At 39.5% G+C, this 21,380-nt stretch carries 19 protein-coding genes; 7 read left to right on the forward strand and 12 right to left on the reverse strand.

Annotated features, from left to right (window positions below; all coding sequences use genetic code 11):
* Positions 1-70 precede the first annotated feature (70 nt).
* On the forward strand, positions 71-847 hold the full coding sequence (locus VOI17_RS01200) for a LytR/AlgR family response regulator transcription factor (RefSeq protein ID WP_323755406.1): 777 nt from the start codon (positions 71-73) through the stop codon (positions 845-847).
* Here VOI17_RS01200 and VOI17_RS01205 read toward each other — a convergent pair.
* The 4 genes from VOI17_RS01205 to VOI17_RS01220 all read right to left on the reverse strand — a co-directional run bounded on the left by VOI17_RS01205 (position 844) and on the right by VOI17_RS01220 (position 4,734).
* Positions 844-1,764 (reverse strand): hypothetical protein, encoded by a 921-nt coding sequence (locus VOI17_RS01205; RefSeq protein WP_323755407.1) that lies wholly within the window; start codon positions 1,762-1,764, stop codon positions 844-846. The two genes, VOI17_RS01200 and VOI17_RS01205, sit on opposite strands and share 4 nt — an antisense overlap.
* A 100-nt stretch (positions 1,765-1,864) precedes the next feature.
* Complete coding sequence (locus VOI17_RS01210; RefSeq protein ID WP_323755408.1) at positions 1,865-2,278, reverse strand: cytochrome c; 414 nt, start codon at positions 2,276-2,278, stop codon at positions 1,865-1,867.
* 126 nt (positions 2,279-2,404) lie between these two features.
* On the reverse strand, positions 2,405-3,637 hold the full coding sequence (gene lysA / locus VOI17_RS01215; protein ID WP_323755409.1) for a diaminopimelate decarboxylase: 1,233 nt from the start codon (positions 3,635-3,637) through the stop codon (positions 2,405-2,407).
* A gap of 95 nt (positions 3,638-3,732) precedes the next feature.
* Entirely contained in the window at positions 3,733-4,734 is a 1,002-nt protein-coding gene (locus tag VOI17_RS01220; protein ID WP_323755410.1) for a T9SS type A sorting domain-containing protein, read from the reverse strand.
* Between the two features lie 140 nt (positions 4,735-4,874).
* Here VOI17_RS01220 and VOI17_RS01225 point away from each other — a divergent pair, with 140 nt between their 5' ends.
* From VOI17_RS01225 to VOI17_RS01235, 3 genes are all read left to right on the forward strand, one after another.
* Entirely contained in the window at positions 4,875-6,425 is a 1,551-nt protein-coding gene (locus VOI17_RS01225) for a sensor histidine kinase (protein WP_323755411.1), read from the forward strand.
* On the forward strand, positions 6,418-7,125 hold the full coding sequence (locus VOI17_RS01230) for a response regulator transcription factor (RefSeq protein ID WP_323755412.1): 708 nt from the start codon (positions 6,418-6,420) through the stop codon (positions 7,123-7,125). The genes VOI17_RS01225 and VOI17_RS01230 overlap by 8 nt, the downstream gene beginning before the upstream one ends.
* A 181-nt stretch (positions 7,126-7,306) precedes the next feature.
* Positions 7,307-8,041 carry a 1-(5-phosphoribosyl)-5-[(5-phosphoribosylamino)methylideneamino] imidazole-4-carboxamide isomerase gene (locus VOI17_RS01235; RefSeq protein WP_323755413.1) on the forward strand — a complete coding sequence of 245 codons (735 nt, stop codon included), beginning with the start codon at positions 7,307-7,309 and terminating at the stop codon, positions 8,039-8,041.
* Positions 8,042-8,046: 5 nt separating this feature from the next.
* Here VOI17_RS01235 and VOI17_RS01240 read toward each other — a convergent pair whose 3' ends face one another.
* Both VOI17_RS01240 and VOI17_RS01245 read right to left on the reverse strand, forming a co-directional pair.
* Positions 8,047-10,344 carry a TonB-dependent receptor gene (locus tag VOI17_RS01240; RefSeq protein ID WP_323755414.1) on the reverse strand — a complete coding sequence of 766 codons (2,298 nt, stop codon included), beginning with the start codon at positions 10,342-10,344 and terminating at the stop codon, positions 8,047-8,049.
* A 158-nt stretch (positions 10,345-10,502) separates the two neighbouring features.
* Positions 10,503-10,874: a hypothetical protein gene (locus VOI17_RS01245; protein ID WP_323755415.1), complete on the reverse strand. Its 372-nt coding sequence runs from the start codon at positions 10,872-10,874 to the stop codon at positions 10,503-10,505.
* Positions 10,875-11,004: 130 nt separating this feature from the next.
* Between VOI17_RS01245 and VOI17_RS01250 the strand changes: the two genes are divergently transcribed.
* The gene (locus tag VOI17_RS01250; RefSeq protein ID WP_323755416.1) at positions 11,005-11,346 is read left to right on the forward strand and encodes a tRNA-binding protein; all 342 of its coding nucleotides are present in this window, start codon (positions 11,005-11,007) and stop codon (positions 11,344-11,346) included.
* A 9-nt stretch (positions 11,347-11,355) separates the two neighbouring features.
* On the forward strand, positions 11,356-13,791 hold the full coding sequence (locus VOI17_RS01255) for a bifunctional UDP-N-acetylmuramoyl-tripeptide:D-alanyl-D-alanine ligase/alanine racemase (protein ID WP_323755417.1): 2,436 nt from the start codon (positions 11,356-11,358) through the stop codon (positions 13,789-13,791).
* Position 13,792: 1 nt separating this feature from the next.
* Here the strand turns inward: VOI17_RS01255 and VOI17_RS01260 are convergent, their stop codons facing one another.
* The 3 genes from VOI17_RS01260 to VOI17_RS01270 form a co-directional block, all read right to left on the reverse strand.
* On the reverse strand, positions 13,793-14,359 hold the full coding sequence (locus VOI17_RS01260; protein WP_323755418.1) for an RNA polymerase sigma factor: 567 nt from the start codon (positions 14,357-14,359) through the stop codon (positions 13,793-13,795).
* Positions 14,360-14,453: 94 nt separating this feature from the next.
* Positions 14,454-14,819 (reverse strand): YccF domain-containing protein, encoded by a 366-nt coding sequence (locus VOI17_RS01265; RefSeq protein WP_323755419.1) that lies wholly within the window; start codon positions 14,817-14,819, stop codon positions 14,454-14,456.
* On the reverse strand, positions 14,816-15,451 hold the full coding sequence (locus VOI17_RS01270) for a hypothetical protein (RefSeq protein ID WP_323755420.1): 636 nt from the start codon (positions 15,449-15,451) through the stop codon (positions 14,816-14,818). Before VOI17_RS01270 ends, VOI17_RS01265 begins: the two co-directional genes overlap by 4 nt.
* A gap of 94 nt (positions 15,452-15,545) precedes the next feature.
* On the opposite strand from VOI17_RS01270, the gene VOI17_RS01275 reads away from it, so the two are divergent.
* A complete protein-coding gene (locus VOI17_RS01275) occupies positions 15,546-16,520 on the forward strand; it encodes a N(4)-(beta-N-acetylglucosaminyl)-L-asparaginase (RefSeq protein WP_323755421.1) in 975 nt (324 codons plus the stop codon).
* 2 nt (positions 16,521-16,522) lie between these two features.
* Here the strand turns inward: VOI17_RS01275 and VOI17_RS01280 are convergent, their stop codons facing one another.
* Genes VOI17_RS01280 through VOI17_RS01290 form a run of 3 tightly spaced genes read right to left on the reverse strand, consistent with a single transcriptional unit; the run spans position 16,523 to position 21,238 of the window.
* Positions 16,523-17,755, reverse strand: a complete 1,233-nt coding sequence (locus tag VOI17_RS01280) for a DUF418 domain-containing protein (RefSeq protein WP_323755422.1) — start codon at positions 17,753-17,755, stop codon at positions 16,523-16,525.
* 40 nt (positions 17,756-17,795) lie between these two features.
* Positions 17,796-18,122, reverse strand: coding sequence for a Rieske (2Fe-2S) protein (locus VOI17_RS01285; RefSeq protein ID WP_323755423.1), 327 nt, complete (start codon positions 18,120-18,122; stop codon positions 17,796-17,798).
* Positions 18,122-21,238, reverse strand: a complete 3,117-nt coding sequence (locus VOI17_RS01290; RefSeq protein ID WP_323755424.1) for a S41 family peptidase — start codon at positions 21,236-21,238, stop codon at positions 18,122-18,124. Before VOI17_RS01290 ends, VOI17_RS01285 begins: the two co-directional genes overlap by 1 nt.
* Positions 21,239-21,380 lie beyond the last annotated feature (142 nt).

Below are 21,380 nucleotides of genomic sequence, written 5' to 3' on the forward strand. Positions count from 1 at the left end.
TTAAGATAGCATATTCAGTAATTACTGACAAAAAAACAATTCACCCAACACCCCTAAATATAAATTTAAAATGGCTGTAATCAACAATGACTATGACCAATCGCCAAGAATTCTCATAGTTGAAGATGAACCTTTTATTGCGGAAAACCTTCAAGAAATGTTGGCCATTTTCGGTTATGAACAAACCGAAATAGCCAACTCAGCAAATCAGGCGATCAAAGCAATTAAAGCTTCCTTACCAGAACTTATACTACTCGATGTAAAAATCAAAGGCGATCAAGACGGAATAGAACTGGGAAGCATTATTCATGAGCAATATAAAGTACCTTTTGTTTACATTACTTCCTATTCCGACAAAGAAACCGTTAATCGCGCTAAGCACACTCGCCCTTTGGGTTTTATTGTAAAGCCTTTTACCAAAGATGACGTTTATGCTGCTATTGAGGTAGCGCTATTTAATAAAAATCGTATCGCGGTAAACTCTGGGCAAAATTTATCCAATTCAAATCCAACCACTTATAACAATGATTCCATCTTTATTAAGAAGAAAACTGTGCTTGAAAAAGTAAAGTATTCGGACTTAATGTGGATAGAGGCAGACGGCAACCACATTACCTTACATGCAACAAAAGATAGAAGCTACACCGTAAGAAAATCACTCAAAGAAATTACGGACAAGCTTCCTAAGGATAAATTCCTCAGGGTACATAAATCGTTTGTTGTTCAAGTTGACGCGGTTACTGCAATTGACACTAACCATGTACACATGGAGGATAAGAAGATTCCGATTGGAAGATCGTATTACAATGCTTTTACTGCAACCTTAAATACGATTAGCGCCAGTTAATTTCTCCTATAAAAAAATATAGAAACAGGATCCGCAGAATTCTTTTCACTTACAGTATAAAACCCAGAGCCATCTGTTGAAAAGCAGATGGCTTCTCCTTGTGATTCAGGTGTGTAAATCAACCTACTTGGTTTTCCAGTGAGGGCATCCTTAACAGTCACCCCATTGGTCCGAGTCCAGTGATAAATTTCAGAATAGGTCTTGATCAGAATTTCAGAGCCATCTAAAGAAATATCGCCTGCTACAAATCCAGTATAAGGCATACTCATTAAAAACTCTGCTGTGTCCATTTCTATTAATGACTGAGGATAGGGCAATATATAAAGCCCTACTTGAGACTCTCTTTTCGAAAGGACATAAATGTCTTTGGTTACTGGATCAACCATCAAGCTTTCGGCATCTCTAGCTCCATTAGAGTAAACATAATTAATGGCATCAACATTAGATAAAGTCTGCTGATTTGGAATATCTAGTACATTTAAGTCAGGTTCAGCAACTCGGTATATGGTTAGATTAGACCTCCTGGCACTGTTATCACCAATGTCACCCACATATAAGTATTGAATGGCATCATCAGGGCCTGGTCCCATCGCAATGTCTTCCCAGTCTGTGTTCCGCGCTCCTTCAAATCTTGCCTGGCTAGAATCTGCTCCCGCCTTAGACATAAGGTAAACGATAGGTTCGCCCCCACTATCATTGTGCGTCCAAAGGTAGTTGCTGTTTGACCGACTGGCTACAAGACCAGATGCCTCGTCAATATCTTCGGAGGCAATTGTACCCACTTCTTGAGCGGCAGCAAATAATTCGCTGATTGGACTATTGTCTATTGGATCATCATCTCCAGAAACTTCTTTGCAGCCTGCCGCCACAAAAGTCATAAGCGCAAAAAGTAACAATCCGCTTTTTAGAGTTTTCATTATAGGCTTAACGCTCATTTTCTGAAAAGTATTTTTACTTCGATAAAAAAGACTGGGAACAAATAAAAATAGCCTCCAGTGAGGCTATTAAATTCTGTGATTATTTTTTCGCTCGAACCTTGGCTACTTGTTCTGTAGTTACTCTATCACCTTTATTGCCCCATGAGTTTCGGACATAATTAAGTACATCTGCGATATCTTTGTCGTCCAAGCCGGTGGCTGGCATGGCTCCTTTATATTTTTTCCCATTTACCGTGATCTCCCCTTGTTGTCCTTTAATCAATACGTTAATTGATCTATCGAGGTCTTTCATTAAAAAATCAGATTTAGCCAAAGGAGGGAAAACACTGGCAATTCCTTGTCCTTCATTCATATGACAAGCCATACAAAGACCTTCATAAACATCCTTTCCTTCAGTCATGCTCTTCTTCAAGGCGGCATCCTGAACGGTAGTGAAACTGAATGAAATTGTGGCAACCGCCAGTACTGCAAATAGAATATGTGTTTTTTTCATCTCTCTTAGATTGTGTCGTTAGTAAAAGTATGAGAATATTTCCGAAACCCGTAGCTCATAAAATAAAAAAGCCACAACATTAATTTCAATCCGTACAGTACAGAAATCGAACCAAAATCGCTCAGCTTAAATGTCTACCTCAATCTGGTTACGAACCAAATCCTCAAAAACTTCTCTTTGCCTTATCAATTTTGCTTCGCCTTTATGGATTAGTACTTCCGCAGGCTTTAGTCTTGAGTTATAGTTTGAAGCCATACTAAAAGCATATGCCCCAGCATTCTTGAAAGCAATTATATCACCTTCTTTTACCTCATTCATTTTCCTATCCAAACCAAAAGTATCGGTTTCACAGATATAGCCCACTACGGTGTATATCCGCTTTGTTCCATTGGGGTTTGATAGGTTCATGATTTCGTGATAAGAATCGTACATCATTGGACGAATCAAGTGATTCATTCCAGAATCAACACCAACAAATACCGTAGCAGGAGTAGTCTTTACCACATTAGTCGTGGTAAGAAATACCCCTGATTCACTCACAAGAAATTTACCTGGCTCAAACCACATTTCTAGTTCTCGGCCATATTCCTTACAAAAATCCTTGAAAGCTGCACTTAATTTTTCGCCCAGCTCTTCAATATCGGTTACGATGTCGGCCTCTTTATAGCCCACTTTAAAACCGCTTCCGAAATCGATAAACTCCAAATCTTTAAAGCTTTTAGCGGCATCGAATAAAATTGCAGCTGCTCTTAGAAATACTTCAGCATCCAATATATCAGAACCCGTGTGCATATGAAGGCCTGTAACATTGAGGCCATAGGTATTTACCACCCTCACAATATGTTGAAGCTGGTAGATGGAAATCCCGAATTTAGAATCAGCGTGGCCAGTTGAAATTTTCTTATTTCCGCCTGCCATAATATGAGGATTCAGACGGATACAGACTGGTACCGTATTATGGAATTCGTTTCCGAATTGTTCTAGAATGGAAATGTTGTCGAGGTTAATCATAACCCCTAATTCAACCGCTTCCTTTATTTCCGAAATAGAAACACAGTTTGGCGTATACAGAATTTGACCTGGCTCAAAACCAGCCTTTAGCCCCATTTGTACTTCCTGAATGGAAACACAATCAAGCTCTGATCCAATGTTTTTAAGCAACTTAAGAATAGAAATATTGGTAAGGGCTTTAGTGGCATATTTTACCTTCATTTTAACTCCGTTAAAAGCAGAAGTAAGCTTTTTAAATTGAGTTTCTATTTTCTCGGCATCATATACATATAGTGGAGAGCCATACGCTTCGGTAAGCTCCACTAAATCTACACCTTGAATGGTGTATCGGTCATTCACTAAATCCATTTCGAATAAATTAAGGGGCAAATATACTGTGTAGAAAAATAAAAAAGAGGAAGATTGACCAAACCTTCCTCTTAGAAAATGAGAATGAATATTTATTACTCAATAATTACTCGTTTTGTAAGCGTTTTATTGTTCTGAATTACCTGTAAAATGTATACACCTTCTCTTTCGTCTGAAATATCGATTTTGAAGTTATAAATTGATGCCCCAGTAGAATCTGTTTTATCGTAAACTACGTTTCCTATTGGACTCACAATTTTTACTTGTATAGGGCCGCTGTCGGTAGTTTCTATTTGCAAATCAAACCTACCGTCACTTGGGTTGGGGTAAAAACTGATGTCCTTAATTTCAAGTGGTTCCATCTTATCTGCCCCAACGATCTCTTTGTCCTTGTCTTTTGCTGCGCGAATAAAGACTCTTGCTCTTGAAATAACATGGAAGCCGTCATCATCCTTGTCGTCCCCAAAGCTCCAAGATTTAAAATTTCCATCTTCACTACCGCTGTCAAAATCCATGTTGCCAAATCTGTTTTTCAAGACTTCTCTCAACGAATCCATGTCCATAATCTCGTCTCCATTCTGAAACATTTTTCCATTCTTAAAATGAAAATTCAGTTGATTTTGGAGCGAATCCATATCCATGAAAAAAGGATCGTCATTATCGAAGTTGAAGAAGAAGTTGTTCGTCCCAAAGCCTCCTCGCATCATCGATTCCATGTATTTGCGCATATTATCCATGTCTAAATCAAACATAGAAGAGGGTCCTTGTCCCATTTGGAAAGCCCCAGAAGAACCAAAGGCTGAGCTCCCCCCACCAAAATTCCAGTCGCTCAAATCAATACCATTTTTCTCTAAATCTGGGTCACCGTTAATTTCATCATAACTATCATAGGTCTTTTCAAAAGTCTTGGTATCATCTCCTACTTTTGTCACTACTTTGAGCCTTACTTTACCATCTTCAGTGGTATTTACGGAAACCGACTTGGACTGACTGCGTTCTTGTGTTTGTGCAAAGCCATCAAAACTGGTGGCCATTAAAATGATCATGGCAAGAAAAGCCATGACTTTTAGCGTTTTTTTATTCACCGACCTTTTCATCTTTTAAACCTTTAAGTTGTTGATACGAAAGTATTTAATTAACAAAAACGACATTGTTAAAAGGCGGTTAAATCATGTTAATTTTTGTTAAGCCCACAGCCATGACCATTTTATTAAAGTACTTTTGAGCCATGAGTATAATGAAGATAAGGTGGTTGATAGGATTGCTGAGCATAGCCATGCTCGGTTTGATCGTCTTCCAGTTTTATTGGATCAAGGAAGTAACCAAAGTAAACGAAGAACGTTTTACCCAGAATGTTCAGACGGCTTTGAATGAAGTCACAAATAAGCTGGCCCGTCAAAATGACACCAACTTTTTGCAGACAGACATTAGTCAAATGATGCCGAGTCCGCCAGAGCGAATGCAGCAAGGAGATAGCTCATCAAATCCATACCCTCCTCAAAACAGGCGTCCAATGCCATACCTTGACCCAACGCTAATCACCTACAACCTTGCTGTAGATGAAGCAAATAACAAAATTGATTTTAACGTAAACCTTGGGTTAATGCTCCAAGATTTTTACTCCCAAACTAATCCTAATCTCGACCAAGAACGTTTTCAGTTGGAGCAGCAAATGAAGAATAGATTGAGGTCTATACAGAGAGACTGGGCTGAGCATTTAGTAGGAAGTAACAACCTCTTTTCAAGGGTCAATCCAATAGAATTGGATACACTATTAAAAAGAGAAATGAGGAATCGGGGTATTGATTTGGACTACAATTATGGAATTATTGAACGTAAAACAGGCAAGACCAACCTGATTAATACCCCCAACGCAGACGATTTAGATAATATTAAAAACTCAAATTTACAGGCGAATTTATTCCCTACAGATTTACAGCCAAAGGACTATTTTCTTAGTGTTTACTTTCCAAGTCAAAAGCAGTTTTTGCTGAAGCAAGGCTTACTGCCACTAACAGCTTCTGGGCTTTTAATGCTTATTCTGATTGGCTGTTTTACCTATGCCGTTATGGTCATTCTTCGACAAAAGAGAATTTCTGAAATCAAGAACGACTTCATCAATAACATGACGCATGAGTTCAAAACCCCGATTGCTACAGTTTCTTTGGCCACCGAAGCCCTTCAAGATCCAGACCTTAGAAAGAATGAAGGCATCGTAGACCGATATATTCAAGTCATTCGGGACGAGAACAAAAGGCTTGGAATGCAAGTGGAGAAAGTACTTCAGATTGCTAGCCTGGATAAAAAGGATTTTAGGTTGAAATTTGAAACTTCCGATGTGCATGATATTATAGAGAAGGCATTGGTTAACATTGACATCTTGGTACAAAAACGTCAAGGTTCTATCACCAGTCAGCTGTTGGCTTCAAACCCAATTATTGAAGCCGATAAGGTGCATCTCACGAATATCATTTATAACCTATTGGACAACGCCAATAAGTATTCTCCAGATCCTCCAGAAATACATATTAGAACCGAAAACATTTCAACGGGTGTCATCATCAAAATATCAGACAAGGGTATTGGAATGGCGCGGGAAGACATTGAAAAGATTTTCGAGAAATTTTACCGTGTTTCCACGGGCAACGTTCACGATGTTAAAGGATTTGGTCTTGGCCTATCCTACGTAAAAAACATCGTTGAAATGCACAAAGGGACCATCTCAGTGAAAAGCGACCTAGGAAAAGGGAGCACATTTAAAATTTATTTACCTTTCAATCATGGCTAGTTTTAAAATATTACTTGTAGAAGACGACCCCAATCTTGGGCAAATTCTAAATGAATACCTTTCGCTCAAAGGGTATGAAACGAAACTTTGCCGCGATGGCGAAGAAGGCGTTAAGGCATTCAAACGCGAAGCTTTCGACCTTTGCCTTTTTGATGTGATGCTTCCTAAAAAGGACGGCTTTTCTATGGCCAAAGAAATAAGGAGAGACGATAAAGTGACTCCAATAATTTTTCTAACGGCCAAATCGATGAAAGAAGACACCATTGAGGGCTTTAAGATTGGTGGTGACGACTACATTACAAAGCCTTTCAGTATGGAAGAATTACTGCTCCGTATTCAAGCTATTCTGAGAAGAACAGCTGAAAAGAACCCTCAAGTTTCCGACCAAAAGATTTTTGAATTTGGCTCTTTCCATTTTGATTTTGACAAACAAATTCTTTCATGGAATGGAGGCGAAAACAGGCTCACTTCTAAAGAGTCTGAGCTTTTACGCCTTTTATGTTTGCATGAAAACCAGCCTTTGGATAGATCAACAGCATTAAAAATTATCTGGAGAGACGATAGCTATTTTAATGCCCGAAGCATGGATGTCTATATTGCCAAACTCAGAAAGATGCTAAAAGAAGATGACTCTGTTCAGATCATCACTATTCACGGGTCTGGTTTCAAATTGATTACCGAAAGCATTGCAGAAAAGTAATCATCCAATTTGGGATATTGACGTTCAATAGTTTGAGATTTTATAGCCACCAAATTTTGAATACTGGTGTAAAAAGGCTATTTTACTTGGCTTGAATTCTAACATAATATTAATATAGATTTTTTCTTTTTAGTGTTAGAAACTGCTAATTTTGGCTCTATAAGCTTTATACACCTACTATATGATAAGAATTGTTCCCTCTATATCGATTATCAACGGAAAAGTAACCCGTTTAAAACAAGGTGATTACGAACACGGCACAGTATATAAAGATAGCCCTGTTGATATCGCTAGAAGGTTTGAAGATTGCGGGGTAAAGAAAATCCATATTGTTGATTTAGATGGCGCAAGAAGTGGCACTCCTGTCAACTACGATATATTAGAATCTATAGTCGGTTATACCAAACTAAAAGTTGATTATAGCGGAGGTATTGCTACTGATGGAGACATTAGTAAAGCTTATGAGTACGGAGCCAATTCAATTACTGCGGCATCCATTGCCACTTCGGATAAAGAACAGTTTGGCTCTTGGTTAGTATCTTATGGAAGAGAAAAGATCATTCTTGGTGCGGATGCAAGAGATGGGAAAATAGCCATTAGGGGTTGGCAGAAAAATACCGATATCGACCTATTTGACCATATTGATTACTACTACATGAGGGGACTTAAGTACGTGAAGAGCACCGATGTAGCCAAAGACGGTATTCAAGAAGGACCAAATTTTGATATGTACAAGGAGATTGTATCTCGCTTTAAAGGAATTCACGTACTGGCCAGTGGTGGGGTAAGGAACATAGACGATATCAAAAAATTAGAAGAAATTGGAGTTAAGTCCGTGATTTTCGGAAGGGCATATTATGAAGGTAACCTGACCTTAAAAGACATTGAGAAGTTCATTGTCAGCCAATCTAAATAAGCTCCTTAAAAACTGTAATTCAGCTTAATACTAAAGTTTCTACCCACCTCATCCGAATAGTAGCGTAATCTATTCATGTAGTCGCGGTAACTGTTATTAAACATGTTTTCAACAGAAGCATATACTGCAATATAATTTGCAGAAACTGGCACTTTAAATCCAACACTAAACCCAAAATTGGTGTAGCCAGCAGGAGCGGCCAGAAAGTCAAAAACAGTTTGATTACCTGTGAAGAGGTCCGTATTGGTCTCATTGGCCTCAATAACCTCAGAAATGCTCACCACCCTAGGTGCATTCCTTTGTTTATCGACCATATCGGCCGACAATGAAATATAAGGGTCTTTTAACCAGCCATCATTAAAATTGTAAGTAATACCAGTTGAGAGTCTATTCGTAGGGATATTAATCAACGGCCCATTATTCAACTGATCTTCAACTTTAATCAGTGATAGCTTACCAGTGACATCAAAATGTTCATCGAGGTGATAAGTTAAATCTGTATCGAAGCCAATAAATGAAGCATCCGTTTGGGTATAACTGAGCAACGGAAAAGCCCCTTGAATTGTAAGCTCAACATTCTCAGGTCTCAGGTAGATATAGTCGTAGATGTAATTGTAGTAAGCAGCTATGTTCATATCAAACTTCTCTGAGGTCTTTTCGAAGCTACTGATCCACTTAATGGCCTTTTCGCTCAAAAGGTTCTCATTTCCCATTTCAATGGCTGCAGACCCATGGTGAAGCCCTCCACTGTACAGCTCATTAATGTGAGGTGCACGCCAAGCGGTCCCTAAATTAGTTCTGAAATTCCATCCCGATGGAAGAAAGAATACAGCTCCAACCGACCCTGTTACATTATTAAAGTCGAATTCAGGTTTCAGCAAGTTGTTTTGCGAATCGAAACGCTTGACCAGGTAATGCTTGAAATCATAGCGAACGCCTCCTTCCAATTCATATGAATTTTGAATATATCTCCAGATGGCATGTACACCCACAGTCCAATTGTCAAAGTTGGGAATCAATGGTTGTATTCCCGTTTCTGGATCGTTGGAATTTCCTTGATAAAGAAAGCTTGCACCTATATCTCCTTTAAAGTCACCCATAGGCTTCATGTCCAAGTCCAGTTCAACGGTATGTGTAATCAACTCTAGCGAAAGAGCAGGAGTGGTAGATCGGCCTCCTCGTCTGATATCAAATTCTTTCCTTAAGTTTCGCTGAAGTCCGTATTGCACAGTAACTTCACCTAGGTCTTTCCAATCCAAATGCCCATTTACTTTCAGCAATTGATGTTGAACCCTTTGCTTTGGGTTATTAATATCATAACTAAAGTCGCTGATAAAAAGAGGGCGGTCACTTCCAATTGCTCTTTCTAAATCGGTAAGATTTCCTGTATGAGCACTTCTTAGCACGCCCATTTCTGCATCAAAACTGCTGAAGAATAATTCGAGCCCACCTTTTTCCTTATGATAGCCTAATCCTATAGAAAAATTCCTTTCTAAAGTTCCTGTATTGGTTAGCCTGTAATTAGGCGCTTTAGAATCGCCTGCCTTCTTATAACTACCCTGAAGTCTCCAACCAAAACCATTCAGGCCTTCAACTCCTCCTTCTACCATGGCACTACCTGTGTACATACCATTGTTAGAATTACCAACGGCATTCAGTGAACCAGAAATTCCTGCTGTCTCTGGTAAATCTGGTGGGTTTACTAAAATAACACCACCAATGGCATCAGACCCGTACTTTACTGCTGCTGCGCCTTTTATTAACTGAAGGTTAGTGGCTACAAATGGGTCTATTTCAGGCGCATGTTCTTGACCCCATTGCTGGCCTTCTTGCCTGATCCCATTGTTCAAAATCAGAATACGACTACTGTGCAATCCATGAATTACTGGCTTAGCAATATTGGGGCCTGTTTGAAGCATATTTACTCCAGACATTGTAGAGAGTACCTTGCCTAGTGACTCACCACTCTTTCTAAAAAGTTCTTCTTTCTTTATTTCGAGCTGTTTTAGCGTAGCAACCTCTTCTGCTTTTTCTCCTTCAACCGTTACTTCACTCAAATCCGTAATCTCAGGAACCAACTCCACTTGAATTTTAGTGGTTTTTGTAATGCTAATGGTTTCTTTGTAAGGTGTATAGCCAACAAATCGAATTAAAACTTCATAGCTACCAGCACATAGATTTGCTATTTCAAACTCCCCCTTTTCGTTTGCGACTGCCCGATGTTGGGTATGGGCTATTTCAATTGTAGCTAAAGGAATTGTCTCGCCACTATCTTTTCCAATGATAACTCCAGATAGCTTCAAATCACAGCTGGTTTGACCAAAGGCCGCTACGCTAAATAAGGTTAGTAATAAAATTAAAAAAGAGAGACGCTTTAAAATCATGTTGGCAAGGTATGCGTAAATGCAACACCATTGCAACAATGAATTTTCAAAAGGTCAAAAGAAGTTAAAGAAGGTATTTATTTCTTCTCAAAAACGTCAGAAGGCTTAAACTTGTAAAAGATGTAATAGAGGAAATTAAACGAAAGAGCCGATTGGTTCTCTTCTTTGGTAGTAACTTTTGGTTGGTTGTCCTTTCTTTCTGAGGGTTTTTCTAGATTAACAGAATTCAACTCGCTCCCTAAAATGGCGGCCTCAGAAGTGCCACGAGGCATGTCACGCTTAGCTTCAGAATGAAAATCTACTGGGATGATGCTATCTTGAATAACTGTATTTTCGTGTCTAGGAACAGGTAAGAGCACTTCTTCACCCTCTTGACCCAGGGCACTCATAGAATGCATGGACATCCCTAAAATTCCGAAAGTGAAGATACGAAGTAGTTGTCTATTCATAGTATTTATCTCATGGGGGGATAAAATTAATAAAAAATCTCAATTATCTAAACGGTAGATATTTTATTTTGTTTAGTTTTCTTACCTAAGTGCTAACTTAGTGTTAAAACTCTGTAAACAATAAAGATACATGAACAATCTTATCAGCTGGTCCGATTTCGAGAAAGTTGACCTTCGGGCAGGCACCATTGTACAGGTAGAAGATTTTGAAAAAGCGAGGAGGCCTGCTTGGATACTTTATGTGGATTTAGGATCAGAATTGGGCATAAAGAAATCGAGCGCCCAAATAAAACACCATTATGCTAAAGAAGATTTGCTTAACAGTCAAGTAATGTGCGTGGTGAACTTTCCAGCCAAACAGATCGCCAATATTAAGTCCGAAATTCTAGTGACAGGCTTTCCCGATCAAGATGGAAATATAATATTGGCAAGACCAGATAAACCCGTGCCGAATGGTGCTAAACTTTTCTAATTTTAAGGCTTGAAACTCTCACAGATTTTTGATGCAATTGATGGCGAGTATCTATCTCAAGGAATAGATAACGATATCGCTCATTTAATGACGGACAGTAGAAAGGCTTTTGATTTAGAGTCGGGGCTTTTCTTTGCCATTGATGGCCCACATCATGATGGTCATTCTTTTATTCCTGAATTGATAAAAGCAGGCTTTCAAAATTTTGTGGTGGAAAAGGAAGTAGGACCAATTCATAAAAACACAAACGTCATCAAAGTAGCCTCTTCCGTTAATACCTTACAGCTTATAGCTGCTGTGAAAAGGGCTGCATTTAATAAAAATGTGGTGGCTATCACTGGTAGCAATGGAAAAACCATTATTAAAGAATGGCTGGCACAATTGCTTTCAGAAAAGCTAAATGTATGTAAAAGTCCCAAAAGCTTTAACTCTCAAATTGGTGTTCCGCTTTCGGTTTGGCCTTTAAACGAAGCGCACGACCTAGGAATTTTTGAAACGGGTATTTCCGAGCCTGGCGAAATGATTTATCTGAAAAAGGTAATTCAACCTACCCACGGCATTCTTACCAATATTGGTTCGGCACATGAGCAATACTTCGCCTCCATCGATCAAAAACTGGATGAAAAACTCATTCTCTTCGAAGACATTGACCAGCTCTATTACCGCAATGACAACCCGCTGATTAATGAAGGTATAGCACGGATGAAAAAGCCACCCAAGCACAAAACTTCTTGGGGCTTTAATTCCAAAGCAGATCTTCAGGTTGAAAAAAAGGAGGGTTCGTTTTTTAGGTTGAAAAGTAAAAGCGAGTGTTTCACCCTTAAGCTTCATTCTGTTAACGAGACTTATGTAGAGAACATAATGCATTGCATTTGTTTCGCCTATTTCAATGGCTGGACGCCCTCAGAAATTCAAAAAGGAATTGATGCTCTGCGACCTATAAAAATGAGGCTGGAATTGAAAAAGGGCATTAACCAAACCTACATTATAGATGACACTTATAACAATGACTTGGCTGGGTTAGAAATTGCGCTCGATTTTTTAGCACAACAGAAGCATTACCCCAAAAAATCACTGATTCTTTCCGACATTCCACAGTCTGCTCCGAAAGAAAGTACCTATGCTCGTGTGGCCGAACTGGTACAAGAAAAAGGCATTACGCAATTGTATGCCATTGGAAATGAATTGACGGACTTTAAAAACCTGTTTCCTTCTTCAACCAAGTTTTATCCCTCCACTGAGGATTTCCTTCAGCATTCATTTGATGATTTTGAAAAAGAAGTTGTCCTCATCAAAGGAGCAAGGAGTTTTGGTTTCGAGCAAATTGCCAAAGAGCTAACAGAGCGCATTCACCGCACGGTGCTTGAAATCGATTTAGATGCTGTCACACACAATCTTAATGTGTTCCGCCAGCAGTTAAAGCCAGAAACCAAGCTGTTGATTATGGTGAAGGCTTTAGCCTATGGCAGTGGAGGTACAGAAATCGCTCACCTTTTACAGTTTCATAAGGTAGATTACTTGGGCGTGGCTTATGTAGATGAAGCGGTGCAATTGCGAAAAGCAGGAATCAATCTTCCGATAATGGTGATCAACCCTTCGGAGGAAGATTTACCCAATTTGGTAACCTACGACATCGAGCCTGAAATTTATAGTTTCTTACAGCTCAAAACTTTTTCTGAATTCTACTTAAAAAAAGGAATTGAGCTCAAAGGTCATTTCACCATTAATACCGGAATGAACCGCTTGGGTTTTGACCCTGAAGAATTAGCTACATTAATGGCGCAGCTTCATGCTCAGCCCCATATTAAAGTACAGAGTTTGTACACGCATTTGGCCGCTTCGGACGAACATGAGCACAAAGAATTTTCGCTTCAGCAATTGCAAAGTTTTAAAGGTTATGCTGAAAAGGTTGAGCAGCAACTGGGCATAAAAACCATAAAACATGCATTGAACTCCGCTGGTATTGTGGCCTACCCCGATTACCAGTTTGATATGGTGCGATTAGGTATTGGACTCTACGGCATTGAACCTAGTGGCAATTTGCAGCACGAGTTGAAGTCGATAAGCACTTTAAAAACCGTGATCTCTCAAATTAGAAATGTGAAGAAGGGAGAAACTATTGGTTATGGAAGAAAAGGAAAAGTGACCAAGAATATGCGTATTGCTACCATTGCGATTGGTTATGCCGATGGCTTCTCAAGAATTTTCAGTAACGGAAATGGCGAGGTAATGCTAAACGGGCAAATGGCGAAAGTGATTGGCAACGTGTGTATGGATATGACGATGATCGATATTTCTACTATTGAAGCCGAAGAAGGGGATTCCGTGATTATTTTTGGCGAAAAGCCTACCATTTCCGACTTGGCTAAAAATGCGAAAACGATTCCTTACGAAATACTGACCAATGTGAGTGATCGCGTAAAGCGTGTCTACTTTGCCGAATAGGCTAATCGTGATGGCTGTATTTGGAGTATAGCTTATTGATTTTCTCTTTGGCCCTTGAAAGCCGCATTTTCACAGCGCTTTCCGAAATGCCCATGGTTTGCTCAATCTCTTTAATGGAGTGTTTTTCTTTGTATTTGAGCAGCAGAATCAACTTTTCCTCAGGGGTAATGTCTTCCAATAATTTAAACAAGGCATTTTCCATGGCCTCTTTGTCCAGCACATCGTCATCCACCAAGTCGATCATTTCGTCCATCAACTTTTCAGAAATCACGGTGTGCGTTTTCTTTTTCTCCTTCCGTAAATAATCAATGCAGGTGTGATGAATAATAGAATAGAGCCAGGTTTTGAATTTTGCATCGCTGCGGAAATTCTTGAGCTGCATAAACACCTTGATCAGAATCTCCTGACAAAGATCTTCCGAAACGTCTTCATTCTTTACATAGCTGCGACACTTCTTAATAATATAAGTCTCATACCTTCTGGTAATGATCTCGAAATAGCGTTCGTGGCCTCCCGCTTTCAAGAAGGCAACTACTTCCTCGTCCGATAAGTTGTCGTTTTTCAGCATAAAGCTTTAACCCAATGTTCCTTTCTTAAGCCTTTGGCCAAAGAAATACAAAGGTAGAAAAATACATGATCGCTTTTTGGTAAAGGTGTGGTGTTTAAATCCCCCTCCCAAACGGAGCAAAGGCCAAGCCTGCGAGTTTGAAGTGTTGCATACCGAAAGGAATACCGATAATGGTAATGCAGAAGATCAGCCCCCAAGCCAAGTGCGTAAGGAAGACCCAGAAGCCACCGAAAATAAACCAGATAATGTTTAAGGGAAGGGAAAGGCAACCGGTAAGCGTTCTGCCCCCATCAATTCGTTGACCAAAAGGCGCAAAACCTACAATGGCCAGTTTAAAGCACTGAATCCCAAACGGAATTCCTACAATGGTGAGACATAAGGCAATGCCACCAATAATGTATTCCAAGGCGATCATCCAACCCCCAAATACGATCCAGATTATGTTTCCGATTAAACTCATATAATATCTTTAAAAGAAAGCACCTCTAAGCTCTCGGTATTTAATTCAAAAATCGTGGTAATGCTTTGCGCTTGGTTAAGTTGGTATTGGTGTAAATAAAAAGTAGATGCTTTTCCGCTAAGGTCAATATGATAAGCAGAAAGGTTAAAGTGGCTCAGGGCATTATTAATATCGAAAAGCTGGTCGGTGAAAAGCTGCTGTTGTGCGCGATAATTTTCAGGAAGTGGCTTATGATCCAGTTTGGACTTTAGCGCATTGTCCAATTTGATGTTCTCCAGAATTAACTCATCGATCAAGTCGATTTCAAAATCGTTTTCCATACCAAGAAAGGCCTTGATCACAGGACTTTCAAATACCACAGCATTGCCTAAAGCTAAGTTCATCTTCGTTCTCACCGTATCTTGAATGGCCAAAACGGAAGTCATTAACTCTACATCAGACGACAGGAAATTATTGTCGATACGTTGAAAACGAATGGGGTTATAGGCAATGTCATCTTCTAAATGCTCCAATATGAAATAACGGATTTCGGCCTGAAACCTATCTTCATCGTTTCTTTGGTCGCAAGCAGTTAAGCCCAATGCCAAGAGCATTACGCCTAAAACTCCATTCCATATTACTTTTCTTTTCATTCAGGAAGGTATTGAGATTCAACCAAATATAAAATCAATGTTAAAAGGTATGTTACAGGTCGGTACATTTTTTTAACTTCCTAAAATTTTTACCATGAGCAATCGAAGAAAATTCATAAAATCAGGCATATTAGGTGGCCTTGCTGTTACTACTGGAAGCTTATCAACCATGGCTTGTGCTACTCCAGCCAAAGCAGGTCAGAAGCCAATTGTTATTTCTACTTGGAACCACGGAATGCAGGCGAATGTAGGTGCATGGGAGGTTTTATCTAAAGGAGGAAAATCGGTTGATGCTGTAGAGCAAGGCGTAAGAATTACCGAAGCCGACCCCAACAATGCCACTGTGGGCATTGGTGGTTTTCCTGATCGTGATGGTTTCGTAACGCTCGATGCTTGTATTATGGACCACAATGAGAACTGTGGCTCAGTTGCTTTTTTGCAAGACATTATGCACCCTATTTCTGTTGCCCGAAAGGTAATGGACGATACACCTCATGTAATGCTGGTAGGTGAAGGCGCCAAGCAGTTCGCTTTAGAAAAAGGTTTTAAAGAAGAAAACCTACTCACTCCCAATTCTGAAAAAGCTTGGAAAAACTGGCTGAAAAATCAGGACTACAAACCAAAAATTAATGTAGAAAACCACGACACCATTGGTATGTTAGCCTTGGATGCCGATGGTGATCTTTCTGGTGCATGTACCACCAGCGGTGCAGCTTGGAAAATGCACGGCCGCGTGGGGGATTCTCCTATTATTGGCGCTGGCCTTTATGTTGACAACGAAATTGGAGCAGCAACCGCCACTGGTTTGGGTGAATTTGTAATTAAGATTTGTGGTTCACATATGATTGTTGAACTCATGCGCCAAGGTTACCCTCCACAAGAAGCTTGTAAAGAAGCTGTGGATCGGATTGTCAGAAAGTACAAAAACAACTACATGGATTTGCAAGTTGGTTTTTTAGCCCTGAGTAAAACCGGAGAGTATGGAGCTTATGGCATCCACAAAGGATTTAATTTTGCGGTAAAATCAAATACGCAGGATGAATTGATAGATTCTAAATCTGCTGTTTAATCCTATTTTCTTATGGGCTGAGTGCGCCCGTAACTTAGCGAGCGCCAAGCCCATTCAAACGGCCCAAATTGGAAATAGCTTAACCATATAGCAGAAAAGACAATCTGAAAAACCCAAAGTGCTAATACCGCCACCACTTGAGCTGAACGGTCTAAATCACCATAAAGGCTCAGGCCATGTCCGTAAAATATAAAGCTGCATATAATGGACTGCATCAGATAGTTGGAGAGGCTCATTCGTCCTACATAGGATAGGCTTTTGGCAATAAAACTTCTAGTCGAAATTTTACAGAGTAGAACAATAAACCCGCAGTAACCAATTGCCATTAAAACGCCTCCCCAATAATTAAATTGAGAAAAATAAAAATAACTCAATTCAAAACTCCAACGATAGTGAAAGTCGAGTAAAACACCCGACACCACCAATGGTAAGCCCAAACCTATCCCGTAAATGAACATTTTTGATAAGTATTTTTTGGACTGTTTTCCAATTAGGACTCCTTTCTTATAAAAAGCCATTCCTAACAACATTAAGCCACTCACTTTCCAAAATACTTCTGAAAAGAAGATTTTGGTTTGCATAAAAAATGCATCAGGAACTCTATTCAGCATTTGTTGTTCCCAAGTGCCCCTGTAATAGCTAATTTGATTGGTGATTTCCTGAGCGCTAGGGTTCCATAATTCCGATTCTAATAATTGAAATTGACCTGGCTCCCAAAATGGAATGCTATAGGCCAACATAAGTTTTAAGCCTGAACCAACTACCAAGAATATTATCCCCGACTTAAAGAGATAGGCTTTGCTCTTGCTCCGAAAGGCAAACATAAAAAGACCACATATAGAAAATGCCATCAAGAGATCCCCGAACCAAAGAAGGTAAGCATGTAAAATTCCAATAAGCAGTAACACAAATAGTCTGCGATACTGCAATTTACTCGACCTCATATGTTCCTTTCTCGCCTTCTGTGATATCATTATTATGCCTGCTCCAAATAACATGGCCAGCATTGCTGAAAATTTTCCGTTGGCGAACACATGGCTTATCAGCCAAGCATATAAGTTAAGCCCTTCAAGGTTTTCAAAAGAAAGAGGATGCAAGTAGGCCGAATATGGCATCGAAAAACTCTGAATACTCATGAGTAATATTCCGAGCACTGCGCAACCTCTCAAGATATCTAGAGTTATAACTCTATTTTTAGTACCAATAGGCTGTAGAATATATGATGTACCTGCCATAACCGCATTAATAATAACTCATTAGTTTTCAATCTGAAAATCAGTCGTTCACTTGCAAAAAAACACCATCACTTTCAATTTTTAAAGCATGAATTTTCAATGGCTTGGTTCGCTGCTCACATTCGCTTCCATCCTTCAAGCTAAAACGATACGAATGAAGTGGGCAAACTACTTCGTTCTTGTAATTAATTGCTCCTTCTAACAAAGAATGTTGATTATGGGGGCAAAGATGGTCAAACGCGTGAAATTCTCCCGCATTTAAAACGAGACAAATCTTATGATCCCCAATTCGAACAATACTGCGCCCATTCACTCCTATTCTTTCCAGCAGTTCTTTCTTTGAATCAAAGAGCTTAAAGGATTTCATTAGTTATTGATTTGCTTCATTACCTCTTCAATCGCTCTATCGAGTTGTGGATCTTTTCCGCTAAGGCGATCTGTAAAATTCATATTCACTAAAATATCCGGACTCACGCCCTCACTTTCCAAGTTTTTGCCATCCATGGTATAACAACCCCACGAAGGTAGTCGGTATGAGGAGCCATCTACTAATCTTGCCGAACTCGTGAATATAATCCAGCGATACGTTTCGGTTCCAATTATTTTACCCAAACCCAACTCTTTAAAGCCAGCCGCTGTCATTTCTGCATCACTTAAAGATTGCTCATTAATGAGCAATACCATCGGTTTAGCACCAGCTCCAAAATTGGCCTGAGTGGTCAATTTTCCTTCACGGAATTTCCATTTCAAGTAAGGCTTTTGAGCAAGGAATTTAAGCACTTCGTCATGAACATTTCCACCAGTGTTATATCTCAAATCCAAAATAAGTCCATCACGATTATAACCTTCAGAAGTCATCTCAATTAAAAAATCCTCTAACGAACCCGTGCTCATATTCTTCATATGCACATAAGCCACTTGGTCTTTTGTGGCTTCATCCACCCGTTTTTGATTGTCAGCTATCCATTCATCATACAGGTTATTTCTCAGTGCGCCCATACTCGATGGATGTACTTTTACTTCTAAGTCTTCCTTCCCTCTTTTTATGCCCAAGGTAACTTCCTCATCCACGGAAGGCTTAGAAAGGTAATATTCCCGATTCATTTTCGGGTCAATGACTTCTCCGTTGATAGATGTAATCACATCCCCTTTTCTGATGTTTTTATTCGAATAATCGACTGGCCCTTCACTTACCACTTTTGTAATTTCATATGGATTCTCATTAGAGAAAAGGACGCCAAGATTCAAGCTTTGCGTGTTGTAGTAGGTGCGCTCCTCAGCACCGCCAGAATTAAAACCCATGTGAGAAGAATTCAATTCACCTAGTAAATCATTGAGGAGCACGCGTAATTCAGCTCTACTTTTTACATGAGAGAGAAATTGGGCGTATTGAGTTTTAAGCTTAGCCCAGTCAGCCCCATGAAAAGTTTCGTTGTAGAAATTCTCTTCAATACCTGCCCAAGTTTCATCATACATCTGGTCGAACTCGTTGCGAAGTGATTTTCTGAAAGTGAAATCAGTTTCGATGTCTGTGAGCTTATTTTGGCTCAAATTGAGTTTACTGATGGAACCTCCATTGATTAAATAGTGGTTCTTTTTCACCGTTAGAATTTCGCCACTTGCTCTATTTGAACCGGCTATTTTCTCCGTTTTATTTCTTTCAAAATCTTCTAAGGTAGTCATCCAAAGGGCGCGTTGGTTTTCATCGTGGTTAGAAGAGTAAATCACATAAGTTTTGTCGCCAGACTTGATGACATTGGGGTTGCTTTGAGTTCCAAAATTGGGGCTAATACGCTCTAAATTACGTAACCAGTTTTGATCGAAATCAATGTTGACAACCACTTTAGTACTGTCTTTCTTCTTGTCGCTCTTTTCAAAAACCTCATCTAGTTTATCGGTTTTAAAATCGGTTTCCTGACGGGAAAGAGGTGCACGATACACCCTTCCATCTTCCAAACCAAAAGGATAACTCGGCTTGGTTCGGTTGGAAACAAAGTAGAGGTATTTGCCATCTGGCCCCCAAAACGGACTGGTTTCTGTTACGCCAGTTTGGGTGTAATTGGTTAATTTTTTTGTAGGAAGGTGATAAAGGTAAACATCATCTTCAAAATCATTTTTTACAGTAAAAGCAATGTATTGGCCATCTGGCGAAAACCTTGGTTGCGCATTATAAAGTCCCCAAAGTTCTTCGTTGGCAATCGTTTCGCTCTTTAATGTGTTCAAATCTAGCAGACGCACTTCGTTGATTCCACTGTAGTAAACGGCTTGGGTTCTATGTGCATTAAACTCTAAATTTCTATTGGATTGATCGTCTTGCGTCAGTTTCCTTTCCTTGGCTTGGTCATCAGAAGCATCAATGGTAAAAAGGTTGGTATAGCCCTTTACCGTTTGGGCATACAATAAAGTTTGGTTGTCCTTAAGCCATTTTACTTCCGTTACTCTTTCCCTGTCATTGGTTTTAATCTGCTTGATGAATTTTCCGCTGATGTCAGACACAAAGAGTTCGCCCCTAGAAACAAAGGCCATTTTCTTCTCATCGGCCGAAACATCAAAAGCAGAAATATTTCCCTTTGTATTGAAATTGGTGGTTTTGGCCAGTGTTGAATTCTGGAATATAGAAATCTTCACCTTTTCACTTTTCTTACTGGCTACATCATAAACGTATAACTGATAGTCTTTTTCAAACACCACCTTACCCCCATTAGCATTTACCTGAGGGGTTTTTATGGAAGTATTAAAGCTGGTGAGTTTGGTTTTGCTTCCGTTTTGAAAAGCATACAAATTGTACTGTTCGTTCGATTCATCCGACACAAAATATAGGTTGCTCTTGCGGTCAATGGTAGCCCACATATCTTTACCTATATAGTCAGTATGTATTTTAAATTCTTCCGTTTTCGGGTTATATGATTTAATATCTGGGTTGAAGGCCCCTTTATAGCGTTTACGCGCCACTTGATTACTGCTTTCCCAGCTTTCATTAAAATAAATTGAACCATCAGGATGAATGGCCAAGTTGTGTGGCCAGTTAAAAAAATGTTCGAAAATACGTTTTGGCGTACCACCCTCAATACTTACCGAATAGGCTGAGCGGCTGTTGTATCTGCTCGATTGAAAGTAAATGGTTTTACTATCCCACGACCAAGTTTCCATTTGATCACTTGAGGAATTAAAGGTGAGTTGCCTAATTTCTCCTCCTCCATATGGCATCAGGTAAATGTCTGTATTTCCATATTGTTCCGAAGAAAAGGCAATCCACTTACCATCTGGGCTTACGCGTGGATAACTTTCATTCCCGTCCATGGCCGTAATTCTAGTGGCGGTGCCACCATTTGTAGCTACTATCCACAAATCACTATCATAAGAAAAAATGATTTCGGAACCATCAGGGTTTAAACTTGGAGTTGAAGCAAAGTAAACATCGCTTTGCGCATGAAGTGTCGTTGCAAAAATCAGTAAAGCGAGTATCGAGTAAGCCTTTTTCATACAAAATTGATTCATAATGGAAACGTATCACATGGTATAACTGCAGTTGTACCATGTGACTAGTTATTAAATGTATCAGATTTGTACTTTACTTTCAAACGTCCGCCTTGAATCGTTTGGCTTTTGAATCAAAATACCAATT

Origin of the sequence: Roseivirga sp., from assembly GCF_034669765.1 — a bacterium.
GTDB lineage: Bacteria > Bacteroidota > Bacteroidia > Cytophagales > Cyclobacteriaceae > Roseivirga.

Excerpts from the sequence above, each read along its gene's own strand:
- VOI17_RS01200 (WP_323755406.1), top strand. The coding sequence starts at position 71 with ATGGCTGTAATCAACAATGACTATGACCAATCGCCAAGAATTCTCATA.
- VOI17_RS01205 (WP_323755407.1), bottom strand. The coding sequence starts at position 1,764 with ATGAAAACTCTAAAAAGCGGATTGTTACTTTTTGCGCTTATGACTTTT.
- VOI17_RS01210 (WP_323755408.1), bottom strand. The coding sequence starts at position 2,278 with ATGAAAAAAACACATATTCTATTTGCAGTACTGGCGGTTGCCACAATT.
- lysA (WP_323755409.1), bottom strand. The coding sequence starts at position 3,637 with ATGGATTTAGTGAATGACCGATACACCATTCAAGGTGTAGATTTAGTG.
- VOI17_RS01220 (WP_323755410.1), bottom strand. The coding sequence starts at position 4,734 with ATGAAAAGGTCGGTGAATAAAAAAACGCTAAAAGTCATGGCTTTTCTT.
- VOI17_RS01225 (WP_323755411.1), top strand. The coding sequence starts at position 4,875 with ATGAAGATAAGGTGGTTGATAGGATTGCTGAGCATAGCCATGCTCGGT.
- VOI17_RS01230 (WP_323755412.1), top strand. The coding sequence starts at position 6,418 with ATGGCTAGTTTTAAAATATTACTTGTAGAAGACGACCCCAATCTTGGG.
- VOI17_RS01235 (WP_323755413.1), top strand. The coding sequence starts at position 7,307 with ATGATAAGAATTGTTCCCTCTATATCGATTATCAACGGAAAAGTAACC.
- VOI17_RS01245 (WP_323755415.1), bottom strand. The coding sequence starts at position 10,874 with ATGAATAGACAACTACTTCGTATCTTCACTTTCGGAATTTTAGGGATG.
- VOI17_RS01250 (WP_323755416.1), top strand. The coding sequence starts at position 11,005 with ATGAACAATCTTATCAGCTGGTCCGATTTCGAGAAAGTTGACCTTCGG.
- VOI17_RS01260 (WP_323755418.1), bottom strand. The coding sequence starts at position 14,359 with ATGCTGAAAAACGACAACTTATCGGACGAGGAAGTAGTTGCCTTCTTG.
- VOI17_RS01265 (WP_323755419.1), bottom strand. The coding sequence starts at position 14,819 with ATGAGTTTAATCGGAAACATAATCTGGATCGTATTTGGGGGTTGGATG.
- VOI17_RS01270 (WP_323755420.1), bottom strand. The coding sequence starts at position 15,451 with ATGAAAAGAAAAGTAATATGGAATGGAGTTTTAGGCGTAATGCTCTTG.
- VOI17_RS01275 (WP_323755421.1), top strand. The coding sequence starts at position 15,546 with ATGAGCAATCGAAGAAAATTCATAAAATCAGGCATATTAGGTGGCCTT.
- VOI17_RS01280 (WP_323755422.1), bottom strand. The coding sequence starts at position 17,755 with ATGGCAGGTACATCATATATTCTACAGCCTATTGGTACTAAAAATAGA.
- VOI17_RS01285 (WP_323755423.1), bottom strand. The coding sequence starts at position 18,122 with ATGAAATCCTTTAAGCTCTTTGATTCAAAGAAAGAACTGCTGGAAAGA.
- VOI17_RS01290 (WP_323755424.1), bottom strand. The coding sequence starts at position 21,238 with ATGAAAAAGGCTTACTCGATACTCGCTTTACTGATTTTTGCAACGACA.